Annotated in this window: 10 protein-coding genes; 7 read left to right on the top strand and 3 right to left on the bottom strand. The window is 41.1% G+C overall.

Translation table 11 applies throughout. The features are described 5' to 3' along the window. Nucleotides 1–36 precede the first annotated feature (36 nt). Nucleotides 37–2,736, top strand: coding sequence for a phosphotransferase RcsD (rcsD, locus tag LDO73_RS11080; RefSeq protein ID WP_224057926.1), 2,700 nt, complete (start codon nucleotides 37–39; stop codon nucleotides 2,734–2,736). 1 nt (nucleotide 2,737) lies between these two features. Further along, entirely contained in the window at nucleotides 2,738–3,388 is a 651-nt protein-coding gene (rcsB, locus tag LDO73_RS11085) for a response regulator transcription factor RcsB (RefSeq protein ID WP_004259923.1), read from the top strand. Between the two features lie 80 nt (nucleotides 3,389–3,468). On the opposite strand, the gene rcsC is transcribed toward rcsB, so the two are convergent. Beyond that, the gene (gene rcsC, locus LDO73_RS11090) at nucleotides 3,469–6,321 is read right to left on the bottom strand and encodes a two-component system sensor histidine kinase RcsC (RefSeq protein ID WP_224057927.1); all 2,853 of its coding nucleotides are present in this window, start codon (nucleotides 6,319–6,321) and stop codon (nucleotides 3,469–3,471) included. 147 nt (nucleotides 6,322–6,468) lie between these two features. Then, nucleotides 6,469–9,072, bottom strand: a complete 2,604-nt coding sequence (gyrA, locus tag LDO73_RS11095; RefSeq protein ID WP_224057928.1) for a DNA topoisomerase (ATP-hydrolyzing) subunit A — start codon at nucleotides 9,070–9,072, stop codon at nucleotides 6,469–6,471. 329 nt (nucleotides 9,073–9,401) lie between these two features. Between gyrA and ubiG the strand changes: the two genes are divergently transcribed. From ubiG to yfaE, 4 genes are all read left to right on the top strand, one after another. Continuing rightward, the gene (gene ubiG / locus LDO73_RS11100; protein WP_224057929.1) at nucleotides 9,402–10,124 is read left to right on the top strand and encodes a bifunctional 2-polyprenyl-6-hydroxyphenol methylase/3-demethylubiquinol 3-O-methyltransferase UbiG; all 723 of its coding nucleotides are present in this window, start codon (nucleotides 9,402–9,404) and stop codon (nucleotides 10,122–10,124) included. 334 nt (nucleotides 10,125–10,458) lie between these two features. Next, a complete protein-coding gene (gene nrdA, locus LDO73_RS11105) occupies nucleotides 10,459–12,750 on the top strand; it encodes a class 1a ribonucleoside-diphosphate reductase subunit alpha (protein WP_224057930.1) in 2,292 nt (763 codons plus the stop codon). Nucleotides 12,751–12,761: 11 nt separating this feature from the next. Next, the gene (gene nrdB, locus LDO73_RS11110) at nucleotides 12,762–13,898 is read left to right on the top strand and encodes a class Ia ribonucleoside-diphosphate reductase subunit beta (protein WP_224057931.1); all 1,137 of its coding nucleotides are present in this window, start codon (nucleotides 12,762–12,764) and stop codon (nucleotides 13,896–13,898) included. Between the two features lie 2 nt (nucleotides 13,899–13,900). Next, nucleotides 13,901–14,164 carry a class I ribonucleotide reductase maintenance protein YfaE gene (gene yfaE, locus LDO73_RS11115; protein ID WP_224057932.1) on the top strand — a complete coding sequence of 88 codons (264 nt, stop codon included), beginning with the start codon at nucleotides 13,901–13,903 and terminating at the stop codon, nucleotides 14,162–14,164. A gap of 166 nt (nucleotides 14,165–14,330) precedes the next feature. On the opposite strand, the gene LDO73_RS11120 is transcribed toward yfaE, so the two are convergent. After that, nucleotides 14,331–15,671, bottom strand: coding sequence for an anaerobic C4-dicarboxylate transporter (locus LDO73_RS11120; RefSeq protein WP_224057933.1), 1,341 nt, complete (start codon nucleotides 15,669–15,671; stop codon nucleotides 14,331–14,333). 482 nt (nucleotides 15,672–16,153) lie between these two features. Between LDO73_RS11120 and tyrP the strand changes: the two genes are divergently transcribed. Next, nucleotides 16,154–17,302 carry a tyrosine transporter TyrP gene (tyrP, locus tag LDO73_RS11125; protein ID WP_423810853.1) on the top strand — a complete coding sequence of 383 codons (1,149 nt, stop codon included), beginning with the start codon at nucleotides 16,154–16,156 and terminating at the stop codon, nucleotides 17,300–17,302. Nucleotides 17,303–17,462 lie beyond the last annotated feature (160 nt).

Here is a 17,462-nt window from a genome sequence, read left to right on the forward strand (position 1 = left end):
TTAATCTAATTTGCCAGTGTGACAGCGTGGGACTGTATGTACAAACAATCATTATTAAAACCGAATGTTCTTTCTCGCATTTTTATTACCTTTATTGTGCTGCTTGTCACAATGCTTTCGTTATCTCTCTATAATTATTATCACGCATGGATGTTAGCGCACCAAACGGCTATCAACACCCTTGCTAATCGGCTCGCTTATCAAATTGAAGATTATCGCTATCAGGCGGGCCATATCTATAAGCTTGCGAATGATAAAACCACACCTGACTCTATTAATGACATTTCCGTGACAGAAATGCGCCACGATGTTTATTGGCTAAGCAGTAATAATCAGACCATTGATTCCATTGTGTTTGGTCTCAATAAACCAAGCAGTAAAGTCTTAGCAACAAAGCTCGCAAACTATATGGAGATTGTATGGGGGGCACGGAATGAATTTAACTCCATGTACTACCTTAATGGCCAAGACAACTCCTTAGTGCTGGTAACAACCCATTCCATTCTAAAACCAGAGCTACGCTATAAAGAAAGCTATTTAACACTAACCGCGGAAGATAAACGCTCTGATATGATCACTCAATCGACGTTATTAGATCGTCGTGAAGTTATCTCTAATATGCAAAAAAACGCACAGGATAATGTTTACTTCTATACCTATCGTTTAGTCTTTAACTCGCCTGGGCGCTTAAGTAGTGTGATCTCTTTTGATATTTCTATCAATTCTATCCTCCCTTTTACATTACAGGGCGATGATATTTCGATTTCACAACGACCAAACAATCAAGAAAATAGCCAAGCGGCCAGCGAACTCGTTGGCACCAGCCTGATGCTATCCCAACCCATTGAAGGCACAAATTACCAGATTAGCTATACCCTTTCGCTGAAAAGTATTATTTTCGGGGTGCTAAGTTACAATTTTTGGCTAATTACCTGCATGATTGCGGTCAGTGTTTTAGCACTGATAACCACAATGTTTATCCGCAAGCGAATTATTTCACCCAATGCTTCAATGCTGGATGAGCTTCAGTTTAAAGATGCCCTCAATAATGACATTCTGAATCATATTTCTTATGGCATCTTAGTCTTTGATTTTAATAGCAATAAAAAGTTATTAAGCAACAGTATCGCGAACCACTTATTACCGTCTATGGATCTGATACATATCAAAGAGATGGCAACCGATCATAATGATGTCATTCAAGTTTCCATAGAAAACAATATCTATGAAATCATTTTGGTGAAGAGCTTAATTAAAGAAAACACCATTTTGTTTATCATCATAGATAAAGATAAAGAAGTTCTGACGCAAAAACGCCAAGAAATGGCCACGCGTGAGCACCAAAGAAATATTCAACTTAGAAAAGTAGTTTTCGAGAATATTTGTCAGGAAGTTCTGCCAGCCATTAACCAAATTGATGCCAAATTTAATCAATTGAGCACATGGCTCGACGAACCTAAAAACCCATTATTATCTGAAATTCAAAACCAACTGTTTTATATCAATAATTGGTTTAGAAATATCGAGCTTATTAGCCAGTTAGAAACTCAACAGATTGAGTTTAAAACAGAAAAATTTGCTATTGGCCAGGTGATTAACCAATATCTTAAACAGAATTTAGCCCATTTAAATCGTAAAGGACTTTCATTCTATTTTTATAACAACATTAATCCAGACTCATTAATTGAAAATAACCCGGATTATTTACAGATTTTATTCCAATCAATTTGGGAATATTCAATAGAAACTACAGCCTTTGGTAAAATTGCCATTTCAATTGACTACATTATGGAAAAAAATGAGGTTTCTATTGATATAAAAGACAGCGGAATTGGATTAACTCAGATTGAATTGAATAACTTGCAAAGCCCATTCACAGGGAAAGCGCAAAGTTCAAATCAATTTAAGCGTTCCGGCATGACCTTTTATCTCTGCAAATTATTAACAAAAAAAATGCAGGGGACATTTAGTATCAAGTCAAGTGATGCCATCGGTAGCCACTATCAAATCAGGCTTCCAGCGCAACCTCAAATACAAATCCATGAATACCCTGCTCTGCTTGAAGATATTTATATTCGCTTGAATATTCAGAATGTTGATACGCGTAAAATTGTTAAACAGACCTTATCGCATTATGGTGCAGAATTTCTTGATATCGATGAAAGCTCACCACACAGTAATTGGGATCTCTTGATCACCGACAATGATGACATTTCCTTTAATAACATAATTAAAGTTAAGGGCAATCTATCTTCAATAAATTGTATTAACCAAAATTACATTGAAGTTAACTACAATTTTACGGATGAACTTATTGATGCTATCTCATTATTGATAGAACAAGCGGATGAGACAGAAGATAATAATGAATCCAACCTACCTTCGTCACTCATTCTACGAGAAACTAACTCTCAGTCGAATAATTCTGTTGATAATATTCTTTCAGGCTATCATTTAATTCTGTCGAAGAGCGATTATAAAGATTTGTTTATCTCAACAGTACCGATAGATATTAATAAACTGTATAATAGTGAAAGTGTTGCGAATTTAACCGAATTAAAAGACACTGCACATCGTTTAAAAGGAGTTTTTGCTATGCTTGAATTCCATTATCTTCATAAACTTTGTGAAGATTTGGAGCATTACATAGCAGATGAAAACGGATTTGAAATAAAAAATTGCATTAGAGAACTGGATGTCTCAGTGAAAAGACTAATGCCAGAAGGTAACCAATAATATGAATAACCTAAATGTCATTGTTGCCGATGATCATCCTATTGTTCTTTTCGGTATCAGAAAGTCGCTTGAACAGATTGAATGGGTAAACATCGTCGGTGAATTTGAAGATTCTACTTCTTTAATTAATAACTTAGCGCGCCTGAATGCAGACGTTCTGGTTACTGATTTGTCTATGCCTGGCGATAAATACGGCGATGGTATTACCTTAATTAAATACATTAAGCGCCACTACCCTGACTTATCGATTATTGTCCTCACAATGAACAATAATCCGGCTATTTTGAGCGCTATTCTAGAGCTTGATATTGAAGGTATCGTACTAAAACAAGGTGCGCCTGCTGACTTACCAAAAGCATTAGCAGCCTTACAAAAAGGGAAGAAATTTACCCCTGAAAGCGTCAGTAAATTGCTTGAAAAAGTGAATGCGAGTGGCTATGGCGATAAACGTTTATCACCAAAAGAAAGTGAAGTTCTACGCTTATTTGCTGAAGGCTTCTTAGTCACAGAGATTGCTAAAAAACTAAATCGCAGCATCAAAACCATTAGTAGCCAGAAAAAATCGGCGATGTTAAAGCTGGGTGTTGAAAATGATATCGCACTGCTGAATTACCTTTCATCAGTCAGTATCGACAATAGCCCTTCTGAATAACCGTTTTTTTACGCTAGAATAGAAGCCCGTTCAGGGCTTTTATTTTTTCTATTCAATAGATTAGCTATTTAATCAGTGAGTTATTCACTAGGTTTAACATACTTCACCAATGATTCCCGTAGCACGCTAATTGATGTAGGCTTCGAGAGACAATCATTCATACCTGCATCAAGACAGCGCTGTTTCTCTTCCGCCATGGCATTTGCCGTTAACGCCACAATAGGCTGCTTAAAGCCTTGTTCTCGCAACGTGCGTGCCAATTGATAACCATCCATATTGGGCATATTCACATCAGAAAGAACGATATCCGCATGATTATGCTCAAGGAATTTCAACGCATCCAATCCATCGACTGCTGTGCTTGTCATAAAGCCAATGCTTGCCAGCTGCTCTGTCAATAGCATTCGGTTAATAGGGTGGTCATCAACAATCAAGACTTTAAATGTATTCAAGTCTGCATCGGCATCTTCGAGGTCATGGTTCTCTAAACTCTCTTTAGTACCTTGAACCAACTTAACAATGATTTTATCAATCAACATTGGCAATTTATCAAGCTGATAAGTGTTATAGAGCCAATTATTTAGTTGAGTTTCAAATAATTCACCTGAATATAAGCTACTGAGTTTAAGTAAGTTTTTATTCTTTAAGGCCATATTTTCCTGACTATCCGTGATCAACAAATCATACGTTTCATTGGTATCAATGGATGAGCCCGTCACCACATTAAAATCATGGTGTTCGAGCAATCTTACAAGGAAATCAATTAAGAATGTATTTTGTCCCGTTACGGCTATACGGTAATTTTTTCGATACTCAGGAATGACAGGTTCTAAATATTGCTGGCCGTATAGTGGAATGCGGATCGTAAACGTACTTCCCAGCCCCGCTTGAGAATCCACGCCAATATCACCATCCATCAAGTTGATAAGTTTCTCGCAAATAGCGAGCCCTAATCCTGTCCCTTTGTGCCCATTATTTTGATCGTATACTTGGAAGAATGGATCAAATAATTGCATAACCACCGCCGGGGTCATTCCAATGCCCGAATCTTTGACCTCAATTTTTAAATAATTTTCATCTTTCCAGACATGCAGCATCACAAAGCCAGAGTCCGTGAACTTTATGCTGTTATTCACAATATTGGAGATAACCTGTTGTAAGCGAACAGGGTCGCTAAGCATCAGATCTGGAATATTAGGCTCAATATAAGAGTAAAGCGACACTTGTTTTTTAGTCGCTAAAGGAACGTAATTAGCAAGTACATAAGCAAATACATTACGGCAATTGAATAGTTTATTTTCTATTTTCAATTGCTTAGACTCAATCTTGGAGAAATCCAAAATATCACTGATAATCTGCAACAACAGCGATGATGAGTTATCCATCGTAGAAACTAATCGAAGCGCTTTATCTGATAAATCATATCGTTGTAGTAATTCAATATTACCGATAATCCCATACAGCGGTGTTCTTAATTCATGGCTCACCGTGGCTAAGAACATCGATTTCGCCTGGTTCGCCTGATCAGCTGCATCTGCGACATCCTGCAATGATTTTTCCATCTGCACACGGATACTAATATCGATCAATACGCAGATAGCCACATCTTCATTTTGGTAACGTGAATTCACAAAACTAATCTGTAGATGGGTGCCATTCGTTGCAACAACATCAATATAGTTGCTGGATTTTTGGCGAATAATCATCAAGATACGCTGTTTATCATCTTCACTCAGTAAACGAAAATAGTTATGTGCGAGCTCATTGCTCAGAATATTGCCGCCATCACTTAGCCTTAGGATAATAATCCCAACAGGTGCTGAGGCCACAATTTTATGGTTAAACTGTTCATGCTCTTCAAGACGAATAGCCGTATTGGCCGCGGGTTCTAGCATTCGTCTTTCTAATAACCAAATTAAAAAGAAGATTAACGTACCAGATAGGATATTAATTAATATTGCGTAAATTATTGATGTTTTTAAGTTATCAATTAAATACGATGTCTGGATTGAATAAATAACAGTTAGCTGCGAAGGCGCTAAGCGCTTCTTAAAAAACAGCTGAGTATAATCGGAATTAAAACCGAAATAATTTATCTCTCCAGATGTCAGTAATGGTGAATTTTTAATGTTCGCATCTGACGAAGTGTAGAGAACGGGTTGATTTGATGAGTTAATTAATGTGATTTCAACGGACGGATTATTACGTAAATTAAACTGATTTAAGTTAATCGCGCGCTCAATCCCAATAAAACCGACAATTAAGCTTTTCTCATAAATAGGGAGCATCAAATAAAGCTGGCCATTTGATGATTGGGAACTATGGGTGATGGTGTATAAATTACGCTCTTGTCCCTGCTGTTTTAGCTGTTTGTAGATCCGCACATTGTCATAAACCACTTTTTTTAACGTATCAATATCAGAAACTGCGGCACGAATTGAATAATCCATCATGCAATAACTACCTGTTCCAAAAACAAATACGTGATTTAAGCCTTGGGGGGCCGCAATGCTGTCTTTCCAGAAAATATTGAGTTGTTCAAAAGCAGAAAGATAGTTCTGAGTTCGCTGCTTAAATACATCACAATCTGCCGATGGAATGAGTGGGTATAGCGAGTATGACGTGGATGTGGGTAAAGTGACATCTTCTTGTTGAATACCCACTTTTTGTTGATGTTCTTCGTCTTTGAGTCGCTGCTGATCCGTCATGGAATGAATAAGGCGAAGCGTTGCATTTGACTGCTGAATGTATACTTGTAGGTTTTCATAACCAGAATGGAATTGCTGGCGCAGATCAGATTTATGCTCATTAAACTGCGTATAAAGGAAAAACAGAGTGATGAAAAGCCCCATTCCCCATAGCATAACGCCTAGGACACGAAAAAGATCTCTAGATAATCTGAGGGATGTTTTAAACGAGGGTAAATATCTCAATCCGTTACCTACAAGTACATTATCACTAATACTGAGTATACTCGATTAACCCAATGAAAAGCGACAACCAATAACTTCCATGTATATTGCTAGTGTAAAGATACAAAAACGGGCGGATAATCCGCCCGTTTCATTTATGAATAATACTTACTGTTCGGTATCTACATCAGTCTGCACATCACCGTCAACATCAATACCATCTTCATCGGCATTTTCATCGTCTTCAGTTTCAGCAACACGTTGTAAACCAACTACTTTTTCATCTTCAGCCGTACGGATCAACGTCACACCTTGAGTATTACGCCCAACGACGCTAACTTCAGAAACGCGGGTACGGACCAGAGTCCCTGCATCTGTAATCATCATAATTTGGTCGGTATCCTCAACTTGGATAGCGCCAACGACATGACCATTACGCTCGCTCACCTTAATGGAGATAACCCCTTGAGTTGCACGAGATTTTGTTGGGTATTCCGTTTCTTCAGTACGCTTACCAAAGCCGTTTTCAGTCACCGTCAGAATATGGCCTTCACCACGAGGAATAATTAAAGAAACAACTTTATCGTCGTCCATTAATTTAATACCGCGAACACCAGTCGCTGTACGCCCCATTCCGCGAACGGCATCTTCTGCAAAGCGAACAACTTTACCTTGTGCAGAGAACAGCATGACTTCATTGCTACCGTTGGTTAAATCAACACCAATCAGCTCATCGCCTTCGTTCAAGTTCACGGCAATAATACCGGCACTTCTTGGACGACTGAAATCTTGCAGAGGGGTTTTCTTCACGGTACCGCTCGCGGTAGCCATAAAGACATAATAGCCCTCTTCGTATTCACGCACAGGTAAAATAGCGGTGATACGTTCATCTTGCTCAAGTGGCAATAAGTTCACAATTGGACGTCCACGAGCACCACGGCTAGCTTCAGGTAATTGATATACTTTCATCCAATATAAGCGGCCACGACTTGAGAAACACAGGATAGTATCGTGGGTATTCGCCACCAACAGACGCTCAATAAAGTCTTCTTCTTTAATGCGTGCTGCGGATTTACCTTTACCACCACGGCGTTGTGCTTCGTAGTCAGACAATGGCTGATACTTCACATAACCTTGGTGAGATAGCGTTACCACTACATCTTCTTGGTTGATCAAATCTTCAATATTGATATCTGCGGTATTTTCAGTGATCTCAGTACGACGCGGGTCGTTGTAAACATCACGAATCACTTCTAACTCTTCACGAATGACTTCCATCAAACGTTCAGGGCTACGCAAAATAAACAGTAACTCTTCGATTTGTTTCAGAAGTTCGCGGTACTCTTCCAGCAGTTTTTCATGCTCAAGGCCCGTTAATTTCTGTAAACGTAGATCCAAAATCGCTTGTGCTTGTTGTTCAGTCAGGAAATATTGACCTTCATGGACACCATATTGTGGCTCTAACCACTCAGGACGCGCAGCATTATCACCCGCACGTTCCAACATTGCAGCCACATTACCCAAAGCCCAAGAACGGGAAATCAGCCCAGCTTTTGCTTCCGCAGGCGTTGGTGCTTTACGGATCAATTCGATAATTGGGTCGATATTTGCCAGTGCCACCGCCAACGCTTCAAGGATGTGCGCACGGTCACGGGCTTTACGCAGTTCGAAAATAGTACGTCGGGTAACCACTTCACGACGGTGGCGAACAAACGCGGCTATAATATCTTTCAGGTTCAGAATTTTTGGCTGCCCCTGATGCAGAGCGACCATGTTGATACCGAAAGAAACTTGCAATTGAGTCAGTGAATACAGATTATTCAGCACCACTTCGCCGACTGCATCGCGCTTAATTTCAATAACAATACGCATACCGTCTTTATCAGACTCATCACGTAGTGCACTGATGCCTTCAACACGTTTTTCTTTAACTAATTCTGCAATTTTTTCAATCAAGCGTGCTTTATTTACTTGATAAGGAATTTCATGGACGATGATCGTTTCACGGCTCGTTTTCTCATCGACTTCAACTTCTGCGCGAGCACGAATATATACTTTGCCGCGACCCGTGCGATAAGCATCAATAATACCACGACGACCATTGATGATAGCTGCAGTCGGGAAGTCTGGTCCCGGAATGTGCTCCATCAAGCCTTCGATACTAATATCTTCATCTTCGATATAGGCTAAGCAACCATTAATCACTTCCCCTAGATTATGAGGCGGAATATTGGTTGCCATCCCGACCGCAATACCAGACGAACCATTCACCAGTAAACTAGGAATTCGAGTTGGCATCACTTCAGGAATTTGCTCTGTACCATCATAGTTAGGGACAAAGTCTACGGTTTCTTTTTCTAAATCAGCCAGCATTTCATGGGCAATTTTCGCCATACGGATTTCCGTATAACGCATTGCAGCGGCGGAGTCTCCGTCAACTGAACCAAAGTTCCCCTGACCATCTACCAGCATGTAGCGCATAGAGAAAGGCTGCGCGAGACGGACGATTGTCTCATAAACGGCGCTGTCTCCATGTGGATGGTATTTACCGATGACGTCCCCGACGATACGGGCAGACTTTTTATAGGGTTTATTCCAATCATTTCCCAGTACATTCATCGCAAATAACACTCGGCGGTGTACTGGCTTCAGTCCATCTCGAACATCTGGAAGTGCACGACCGACGATAACGGACATTGCATAATCCAAATAGGAACTTTTCAGTTCTTCTTCGATATTGACTGGGGTGATTTCTCTGGCAATCTCGCTCATGGAACCACTGTCCCTCATAACTTCAGATTCAAAGAGTAAACTATACCACAACTCCCTTATTTAATTAAGAGATAAGAGAAGTGAGTATTTGTCTTTCAAGCTATGTATAATAGCGGAAAAATGCGCTTATGTGTCCGAATCTTGTAGATTTTCAAGCAATAGTCTCTCAAGGATTTTCATATTTGGCTCATAATCCCAATAAATTAACTCACGGGCGACTATCGTCCCATTACGAATTCCAACCTATTTTTGTATTTTGCAAAATAAATATAGTCCAATAGGTAAAAATAAGTAATGCGAGGATAGAAATAGATATAGGAGTTCCTCAGATGAATGATACCCAAGACCAAACGTACCTAAACGTCGACAAACAAGAAATTGAAAAGTTTGAATCGATAGCGTCACGTTGGTGGGATCTTGAAGGCGAATTTGCCCCATTACACCGCATTAATCCGCTGCGTTTAGGCTACATCATGCAACGTGTAGACGGCATTTTTGGTAAAAAAATCCTCGATGTTGGCTGCGGTGGCGGTATTTTATCTGAAAGCATGGCGCGCGAAGGTGCGGATGTCACGGGTTTAGATATGGGCGCAGACCCGTTAATGGTCGCTCGTCTACACTCTCTGGAATCGGGTATTCCTGTGGAATACGTCCAAGAAACCGTCGAACAGCATGCGGATAAACACCCTCAGAGCTACGATATCGTTACTTGCATGGAAATGCTTGAACACGTCCCAGATCCACAATCTGTAGTCAGAGCCTGTGCGAAGTTAGTTAAACCTGGCGGACATGTCATTTTTTCCACCATTAACCGCAACAGAAAAGCATGGCTGATGGCGGTTGTGGCAGCCGAGTATGTGATGAAAATGGTTCCGAAAGGCACCCACGATGCCAATAAGTTTATTCGCCCATCCGAATTAATTAGCTGGGTCGATAAAACGCAATTAAAAGAACAACATATGATTGGTCTGCATTATAATCCAATCACTGATAAATTTTGGTTAGGGCCTAACGTTGATGTGAACTATATGCTGCATACGATCAGCGAATAAATAGCAAGCGGTACGTTTAAGAAAGCAGCAAACGGTCCCAACTTTACAAAATAATTTTTAGTCGAATGTCGGTAAGTCAATTTTTAGCAACTCCACTTCTCATGCTGCTTACCGACATGATCAATTTTTCTTATCCAGCTGTTATCCACAAGAACCGTCAAATTTGTACACTTGATAAAATCACACATTAACATTATCTTGTTATTAGATTCTTAACAAACTACTACATATAGTGGTATTCGTAAATTTAATATACAAGTCTCATGATCACTCATCATGAGCTTTTTTACGTTTGGGACTCCCTATTTGTAACTCAACCAAGGTGTACTTGCTCATGAACCAGAGTCTGTTAGTCACAAAACGTGATGGACATAAAGAACGCATTGACCTCGACAAAATCCATAAAGTTATTACATGGGCGGCGGAAGGTCTTAGTAACGTATCAGTTTCACAGGTGGAGTTACGTTCTCAGATTCAGTTTTATGATGGGATCAGAACTTCTGATATTCACGAAACGATGATTAAAGCCGCTGCTGACTTAATCACCGGTGAAACACCAGATTATCAATACCTTGCTGCACGCTTAGCGATTTTTAACCTGCGCAAAAAAGCCTATGGCCAGTTTGAACCACCAAAATTATATGCCCACGTAAAACATCTGGTTGAGATGGGTAAATATGATAAGCATTTGCTGGAAGACTACTCTGAAGCAGATTTCGAGCAAATGGATGGTTTTATTGACCACTGGCGTGATATGAATTTCTCCTACGCAGCTGTTAAACAGTTAGAAGGGAAATATTTAGTTCAAAACCGTGTCACCGGTGAAATCTACGAAAGCGCCCAATTTTTATATATTCTGGTTGCAGCATGCTTGTTTTCTCACTACCCACAAGCAACCCGTTTAGATTACATCCGCCGCTTCTATGATGCGGTATCGACATTCAAAATTTCTTTACCTACGCCAATTATGGCGGGGGTACGTACACCTACACGTCAATTCAGCTCTTGTGTGCTGATTGAGTGCGGTGACAGCCTTGATTCTATCAACGCAACCTCAAGTGCTATCGTGAAATATGTGTCTCAGCGTGCCGGTATCGGTATCAACGCGGGTCGCATCCGTGCACTGGGTAGCCCAATCCGTGGTGGCGAAGCATTCCACACCGGCTGTATCCCATTCTATAAGCATTTCCAAACTGCAGTAAAATCTTGCTCTCAAGGTGGCGTACGTGGTGGTGCAGCAACTCTGTTCTACCCTATCTGGCACTTAGAAGTAGAAAGTTTATTAGTGCTGAAAAACAACCGTGGTGTTGAAGGAAACCGTGTTCGCCATATGGACTACGGTGTGCAGCTCAACAAATTAATGTATGAGCGCCTGATCAAAAACCAAGATATCACCCTATTCAGCCCATCTGATGTTCCGGGCTTATACGATGCATTCTTCGCTGATCAAGACGAATTCGAACGCCTATATGTGCAATATGAGCAAGATGAGAAAATCCGTAAATCTAGCATAAAAGCGGTTGAATTGTTCTCATTAATGATGCAAGAACGTGCATCTACAGGTCGTATCTACATTCAGAACGTTGACCACTGCAACACCCACAGCCCATTTGATCCGCAGATTGCCCCTGTTCGTCAATCCAATCTGTGTTTGGAAATTGCACTACCAACTAAGCCATTAAATAACGTCAATGACGAAAATGGTGAAATTGCCCTGTGTACGCTATCTGCATTTAACTTAGGCGCGATTGAAAGCCTCGATGAGTTAGAAGAGTTAGCTATCCTAGCGGTTCGTGCATTAGACGCATTATTAGACTACCAAGATTACCCAATCCCTGCGGCGCAAAAAGGTTCTATGGGCCGTCGTACTCTGGGTATTGGTGTGATTAACTACGCTTACTATTTAGCGAAGCACGGCGTTCGTTACTCCGATGGCAGTGCCAATAACCTAACGCACAAAACATTCGAAGCGATTCAATATTACTTACTGAAAGCCTCAAATGAATTAGCGAAAGAGCAAGGTGCTTGCCCGTGGTTCAATGAAACCACCTATGCACAAGGCGTGTTACCTATCGACACTTACAAACGTGAGCTAGATAAATTAACTGATGAGCCGCTGCATTATGATTGGGATACACTGCGTAACGATATTAAACAATATGGCCTGCGCAACTCGACACTGTCTGCATTAATGCCATCAGAGACCTCGTCTCAGATTTCTAACGCGACCAATGGTATCGAACCACCCCGCGGATATATCAGCATTAAAGCATCAAAAGACGGTATCCTACGCCAAGTGGTACCAGATTACGAAAATCTGAAAGGTGCTTATGAGCTATTATGGCAAATGCCTTCCAATAGCGGCTATTTGCAGTTAGTTGGGATCATGCAGAAGTTTATCGACCAGTCGATTTCTTCGAACACAAACTATGACCCAACCCGTTTCCCAAATGGCAAAGTGCCAATGAATCAGCTGTTAAAAGATTTATTGTTAGCCTATAAGTTTGGTGTGAAAACACTTTACTACCACAACACCCGAGATGGTGCTGAAGATGTTCAGGGGGATCTGGAAGAGGTTGTTGAAACCGCAGATTCTGATTGTGAAGGCGGAGCTTGTAAAATTTAATAGGGATGGTTATGTCACATTCATACACGATTTTTTCTCAGAAAAAAAATAACCAACTGCTGGAGCCGATGTTTTTCGGCCAACCTGTGAACGTTGCTCGTTTTGATCAGCAAAAATATCCTATTTTTGAAAAACTGATTGAAAAGCAGCTCTCATTCTTCTGGCGTCCAGAAGAAGTTGACGTGGCGCGCGACCGTATAGACTACAATGCGCTACCAGATCATGAGAAACATATTTTTATCAGTAACCTGAAATACCAAACGCTGCTCGACTCTATTCAGGGTCGCAGCCCTAACGTGGCATTTTTGCCACTGATTTCAATCCCAGAATTAGAAACTTGGGTTGAAACTTGGTCATTCTCGGAAACTATTCACTCACGTTCATACACACATATTATTCGTAATATCGTGAATGATCCGGCGATTATCTTCGACGATATCGTTGAGAATGAAGAAATTCTGAAGCGTGCAAAAGATATTTCTGAGTACTACGACACGCTGATCGAAATGACCAACTATTACCATATGTTTGGTGAAGGAACGCATACTCTTGGTGGTAAACAAATCACCGTTTCACTGCGTGCACTGAAAAAGCAACTTTATTTATGCTTAATGAGCGTTAACGCCCTTGAAGCCATTCGTTTCTATGTCAGCTTCGCGTGCTCTTTCGCCTTTGCTGAGCGCGAATTGATGGAAGGTAACGCAAAAATCATCAAGCTAATTGCTCGCGATGAAGCGCTGCACTTAACGGGAACTCAGCATATGTTGAACCTGTTACGCTCAGGCCAAGACGACCCTGAAATGGCGGAGATTGCCGCTGAGTGTGAAGACGAATGCTATCGCCTGTTTGTGGATGCGGCAGAACAAGAAAAAGAGTGGGCTGAATATCTGTTCAGTGAAGGCTCGATGATTGGTCTGAACAAAGATATTCTGTGCCAGTATGTGGAATACATCACTAACATTCGTATGCAAGCGGTTGGCCTGAAGCTTCCATTCAAAGGACGTTCTAACCCTATTCCATGGATTAATGCATGGTTAGTGTCTGATAACGTTCAAGTGGCACCACAAGAAGTCGAAGTCAGCTCTTATTTAGTCGGCCAGATTGACGCTGAAGTTAACACCGATGATTTGAGTGATTTCGAACTGTAATTATGGCAAGTCATAAAATCACCCTGCGTCTTACGCAGGGTGTGCAGGTCCCCTACCACACCGACGTTCACAGCAGTTTACTGGACGCCCTTGAAGATAGCCGAGTGCCTGTCGAGTACCAATGTCGAGAAGGCTACTGTGGCTCTTGCCGCGTGAACTTACTCAAAGGCAAAGTCGGATATAAACACAAGCCCATTGCGTTTATTCAAGAGGGTGAAATTCTGCCCTGCTGCTGTCATCCGCTTTCCGATATTGAAATCGGGTAGCGGCGTTAGTAATACGGTATATTTAACAATAAAAAGCGATTGCTTTGATGACTCAAGCAATCGCTTTTTTGCTTATAAAATAATAGTCGGGGAGCATACATAAGTATGTGACCCGACTAACTAAGAGCAGCTAACACCCCTGTAGCTTGAAGTATGACGGGTATTTTTATAAATAACCGTACATCGCAGCAAATACCCAACCAAACACACAGGATACACCCACCCCGATTAAGCCCGGCAGGATAAAGCTATGGTTGATAACAAACTTACCAATGCGCGTGGTTCCAGAACGGTCAAACTGAATAGCCGCAAGGTCACTTGGATAAGTTGGCAGGATATAGTAACCATAACACGCTGGTGCAGAAGCAATGATATATGCAGGGTCAACACCAATCCCCAGCGCGATTGGGACGACTGCAGCTAACGCCGCGGCCTGTGAGTTCACAAACTTCGATACCAACAATAAAACGATAGCATATGCCCAAGGGAAATCTTTAACCAAAGTACCTAAAGTCCCTTTGATTTCATCCATATGAGCACCGAACATGGTTTCTGCCATCCATGCGATACCATATACCGCAACAATAGCTATCATCCCTGAACGGAACACTTCGTTTTTAGAAATCTGCCCTGGATTGGTTTTACAAATAATAATAATCAGCGCACCCGCTAATAACATAAACATCTGAATGACCAGCACCATCGATAGTGGCTTGCCATTTACAAGAGGCCTTAGTTCAGAAAATGCGCCAAGGATCGTCACAACAGCAATTGACGCTAAGAAAATCCACATTGCGACCCAATTGATTTTAGGCAATTTGGTATCTAACAGTGTCACGTTGCCGCCGTACACATAATCATGGTTTTCTGGTACTGAAATAAATTCTTGGAATACAGGGTCTTTATCGAGATCTTTACCTCTAAACCAGCTAAAAATACCGATGGCTAAGATACCCAGTAGTGTTGAAGGGATGGTAATCGCCAATAAATCGAGAAATCCAAGGGACTGACCATTAATTGTTATCCCATTTAACATCGCGACTAAGGATACCACGGCAACAGAGACTGGGCTGGCAATGATACCCATTTGCGCACCAATACTACTCGCCGCCATTGGTCTTTCAGGACGAATATTATTCTTGATTGCAGCATCGTAAATGATTGGCAAAATGGTATACACCACATGCCCAGTACCACACAAAATGGTTAAAATACAGGTAACGAAAGGTGCAACAATAGAAATGTATTTTGGATTTTTACGCAGTAAACGTTCTGCGATTTGTAGCATAACGTCCAAACCGCCTGATGCTTGTAAGGTTGCTGATGCTGCAACAACAGCAATGATAACAAGCATAACGTCTACAGGCGGTTTTCCTGGCGGTAAACCAAAGCCAAAGACAAGTATAACTAGGCCAACACCGCCTAGCAGCCCGAGCGCCATACCCCCTTTTCTTGCTCCGTAGAACAAGCAGACAAGAATAATGGCAAGTTGAATCATAAAGTCCATAGGTCCATCCTTATTTATAGGTTTCCCCTATTATCCAGATGGTCTTAAAGTATTAATTTGATTTATATTAATTTAAAAAACAATATTGTTTTATTTTCATTTCTAATATTTTGCCCCCATCACAAAATTTCCCTTTAGTAGCTGCCATAATGCTCAGTTAAATAATATAATGAGTAAAATCAATCCAATAAACCCCGTTTTTTAACATTTAAACCCCATCAGATTTACCCTTCTCGCTATTCTTTAACGTTATTTCACACATTGTTATCAACAGCTCCTTTAGGAGAAACATTAAAGAATCTTTTAGCTTATTTAGACTGTTAACATTTATTTACACCATCTGTAATTCAGATTTGACAGAGTAATCGCGATCGCATAATCTGCTTAAATTATTAATAACCCGAATTCAATCAGAGGAATTTGTGAAGAATCGTACCCTTGGCAGTATTTTGATCGTGGCAGGAACAACAATTGGTGCAGGAATGCTAGCAATGCCGCTAGCGGCAGCAGGTGTTGGCTTCACTGGAATAGTATGTTTGTTAATTGGTTTATGGATGCTAATGAGTTATACCTCATTACTACTGGTCGAAGTTTATCAGCATAATCCTGCCAATATGGGTCTCGGTAGTGTCGCGAAAAAGTACCTCGGTCCCGTCGGTCAAATTGTCACTGGTTTGAGTATGTTATTACTGATGTATGCTCTGACAACTGCCTATATTGGCGGAGCTGGAGTGCTAATCTCTGATAGCCTATCCTCTTGGTGGGGGATCACCGTTTCGACTCAAACAGCCATTATCATGTTCACTATTGTTGGTGCTGCTGTGGTTTGTGTAGGAACACACTCTGTTGATTTTATTAACCGTATTCTTTTTACCGCTAAGACGATTTTCTTAGTGATCATGCTTGCCGTTATGATGCCCCATGCTGAGGCTGTCAACTTAAGCACCATGCCGCTGGAAAATGGCCTTATACTCGCCGCTGTTCCGGTGATTTTTACCTCTTTTGGATTCCACGGAAGCGTACCTAGTTTAGTCAATTACATGAATGGTGATGTGCGCAAGCTGCGTATCATTTTCATTACAGGGAGCGCGATTCCTCTCGTTGCCTACATTTTATGGCAAATTGCGACGCTTGGCGCTATCCCATCAAATACATTTATGGGGATCCTTGCCCAATCTTCAGGTTTAAATGGATTATTAACCGCAATTCGTGATGTGGTTGCCACCCCACGCGTGAATATGGCGGTTGCCCTGTTTATGGATTTAGCGTTAGCGACTTCGTTCTTAGGCGTGGCTTTAGGTTTGTTTGATTACCTTGCAGACTTATTCAAGCGCAGCAATAATTTCATTGGTCGTGCTCAAACCTCGCTGCTGACCTTCGTACCACCGTTACTCGCCGCATTGTTCTTCAGTAGTTTTGTACAGGCATTAACTTACGCCGCTGTCGCATTATCTGTCCTCGCATTAATCATACCGGCACTGTTAACCATGCGAGTACGCAAGTTAGAAGCAAATGGCATTTACCGCGTCAAAGGCGGCACACCAATCCTCACTTTAGTTCTGCTGTGCGGTATCGCGGTCATCGCCATCCAGTTCGCCATCGTGGCCGGCTTCCTACCAAACGTAGGTTAATCCCTAGAGTTTCATTCATAAAAAAACACCCCAAATTGGGGTGTTTTTCTTGGCGTTTTTTGATGTTTTTTTGAAAAACTATCACTGCCATTTTTCAACACATAATGAGCACTAGCATTATTCTCTAAATAGTTTGAATTGTGGCTAGGCGGCAAACGAG

Origin of the sequence: Providencia alcalifaciens, assembly GCF_915403165.1 — a bacterium.
Taxonomy (GTDB): Bacteria; Pseudomonadota; Gammaproteobacteria; order Enterobacterales; family Enterobacteriaceae; genus Providencia; species Providencia alcalifaciens_C.

What these genes read in the sequence shown, in the direction of transcription:
- rcsD (WP_224057926.1), top strand. Translation starts at nt 37, where the DNA reads ATGTACAAACAATCATTATTAAAACCGAATGTTCTTTCTCGCATTTTT.
- rcsB (WP_004259923.1), top strand. Translation starts at nt 2,738, where the DNA reads ATGAATAACCTAAATGTCATTGTTGCCGATGATCATCCTATTGTTCTT.
- gyrA (WP_224057928.1), bottom strand. Translation starts at nt 9,072, where the DNA reads ATGAGCGAGATTGCCAGAGAAATCACCCCAGTCAATATCGAAGAAGAA.
- ubiG (WP_224057929.1), top strand. Translation starts at nt 9,402, where the DNA reads ATGAATGATACCCAAGACCAAACGTACCTAAACGTCGACAAACAAGAA.
- nrdA (WP_224057930.1), top strand. Translation starts at nt 10,459, where the DNA reads ATGAACCAGAGTCTGTTAGTCACAAAACGTGATGGACATAAAGAACGC.
- nrdB (WP_224057931.1), top strand. Translation starts at nt 12,762, where the DNA reads ATGTCACATTCATACACGATTTTTTCTCAGAAAAAAAATAACCAACTG.
- yfaE (WP_224057932.1), top strand. Translation starts at nt 13,901, where the DNA reads ATGGCAAGTCATAAAATCACCCTGCGTCTTACGCAGGGTGTGCAGGTC.
- LDO73_RS11120 (WP_224057933.1), bottom strand. Translation starts at nt 15,671, where the DNA reads ATGGACTTTATGATTCAACTTGCCATTATTCTTGTCTGCTTGTTCTAC.
- tyrP (WP_423810853.1), top strand. Translation starts at nt 16,154, where the DNA reads ATGCTAGCAATGCCGCTAGCGGCAGCAGGTGTTGGCTTCACTGGAATA.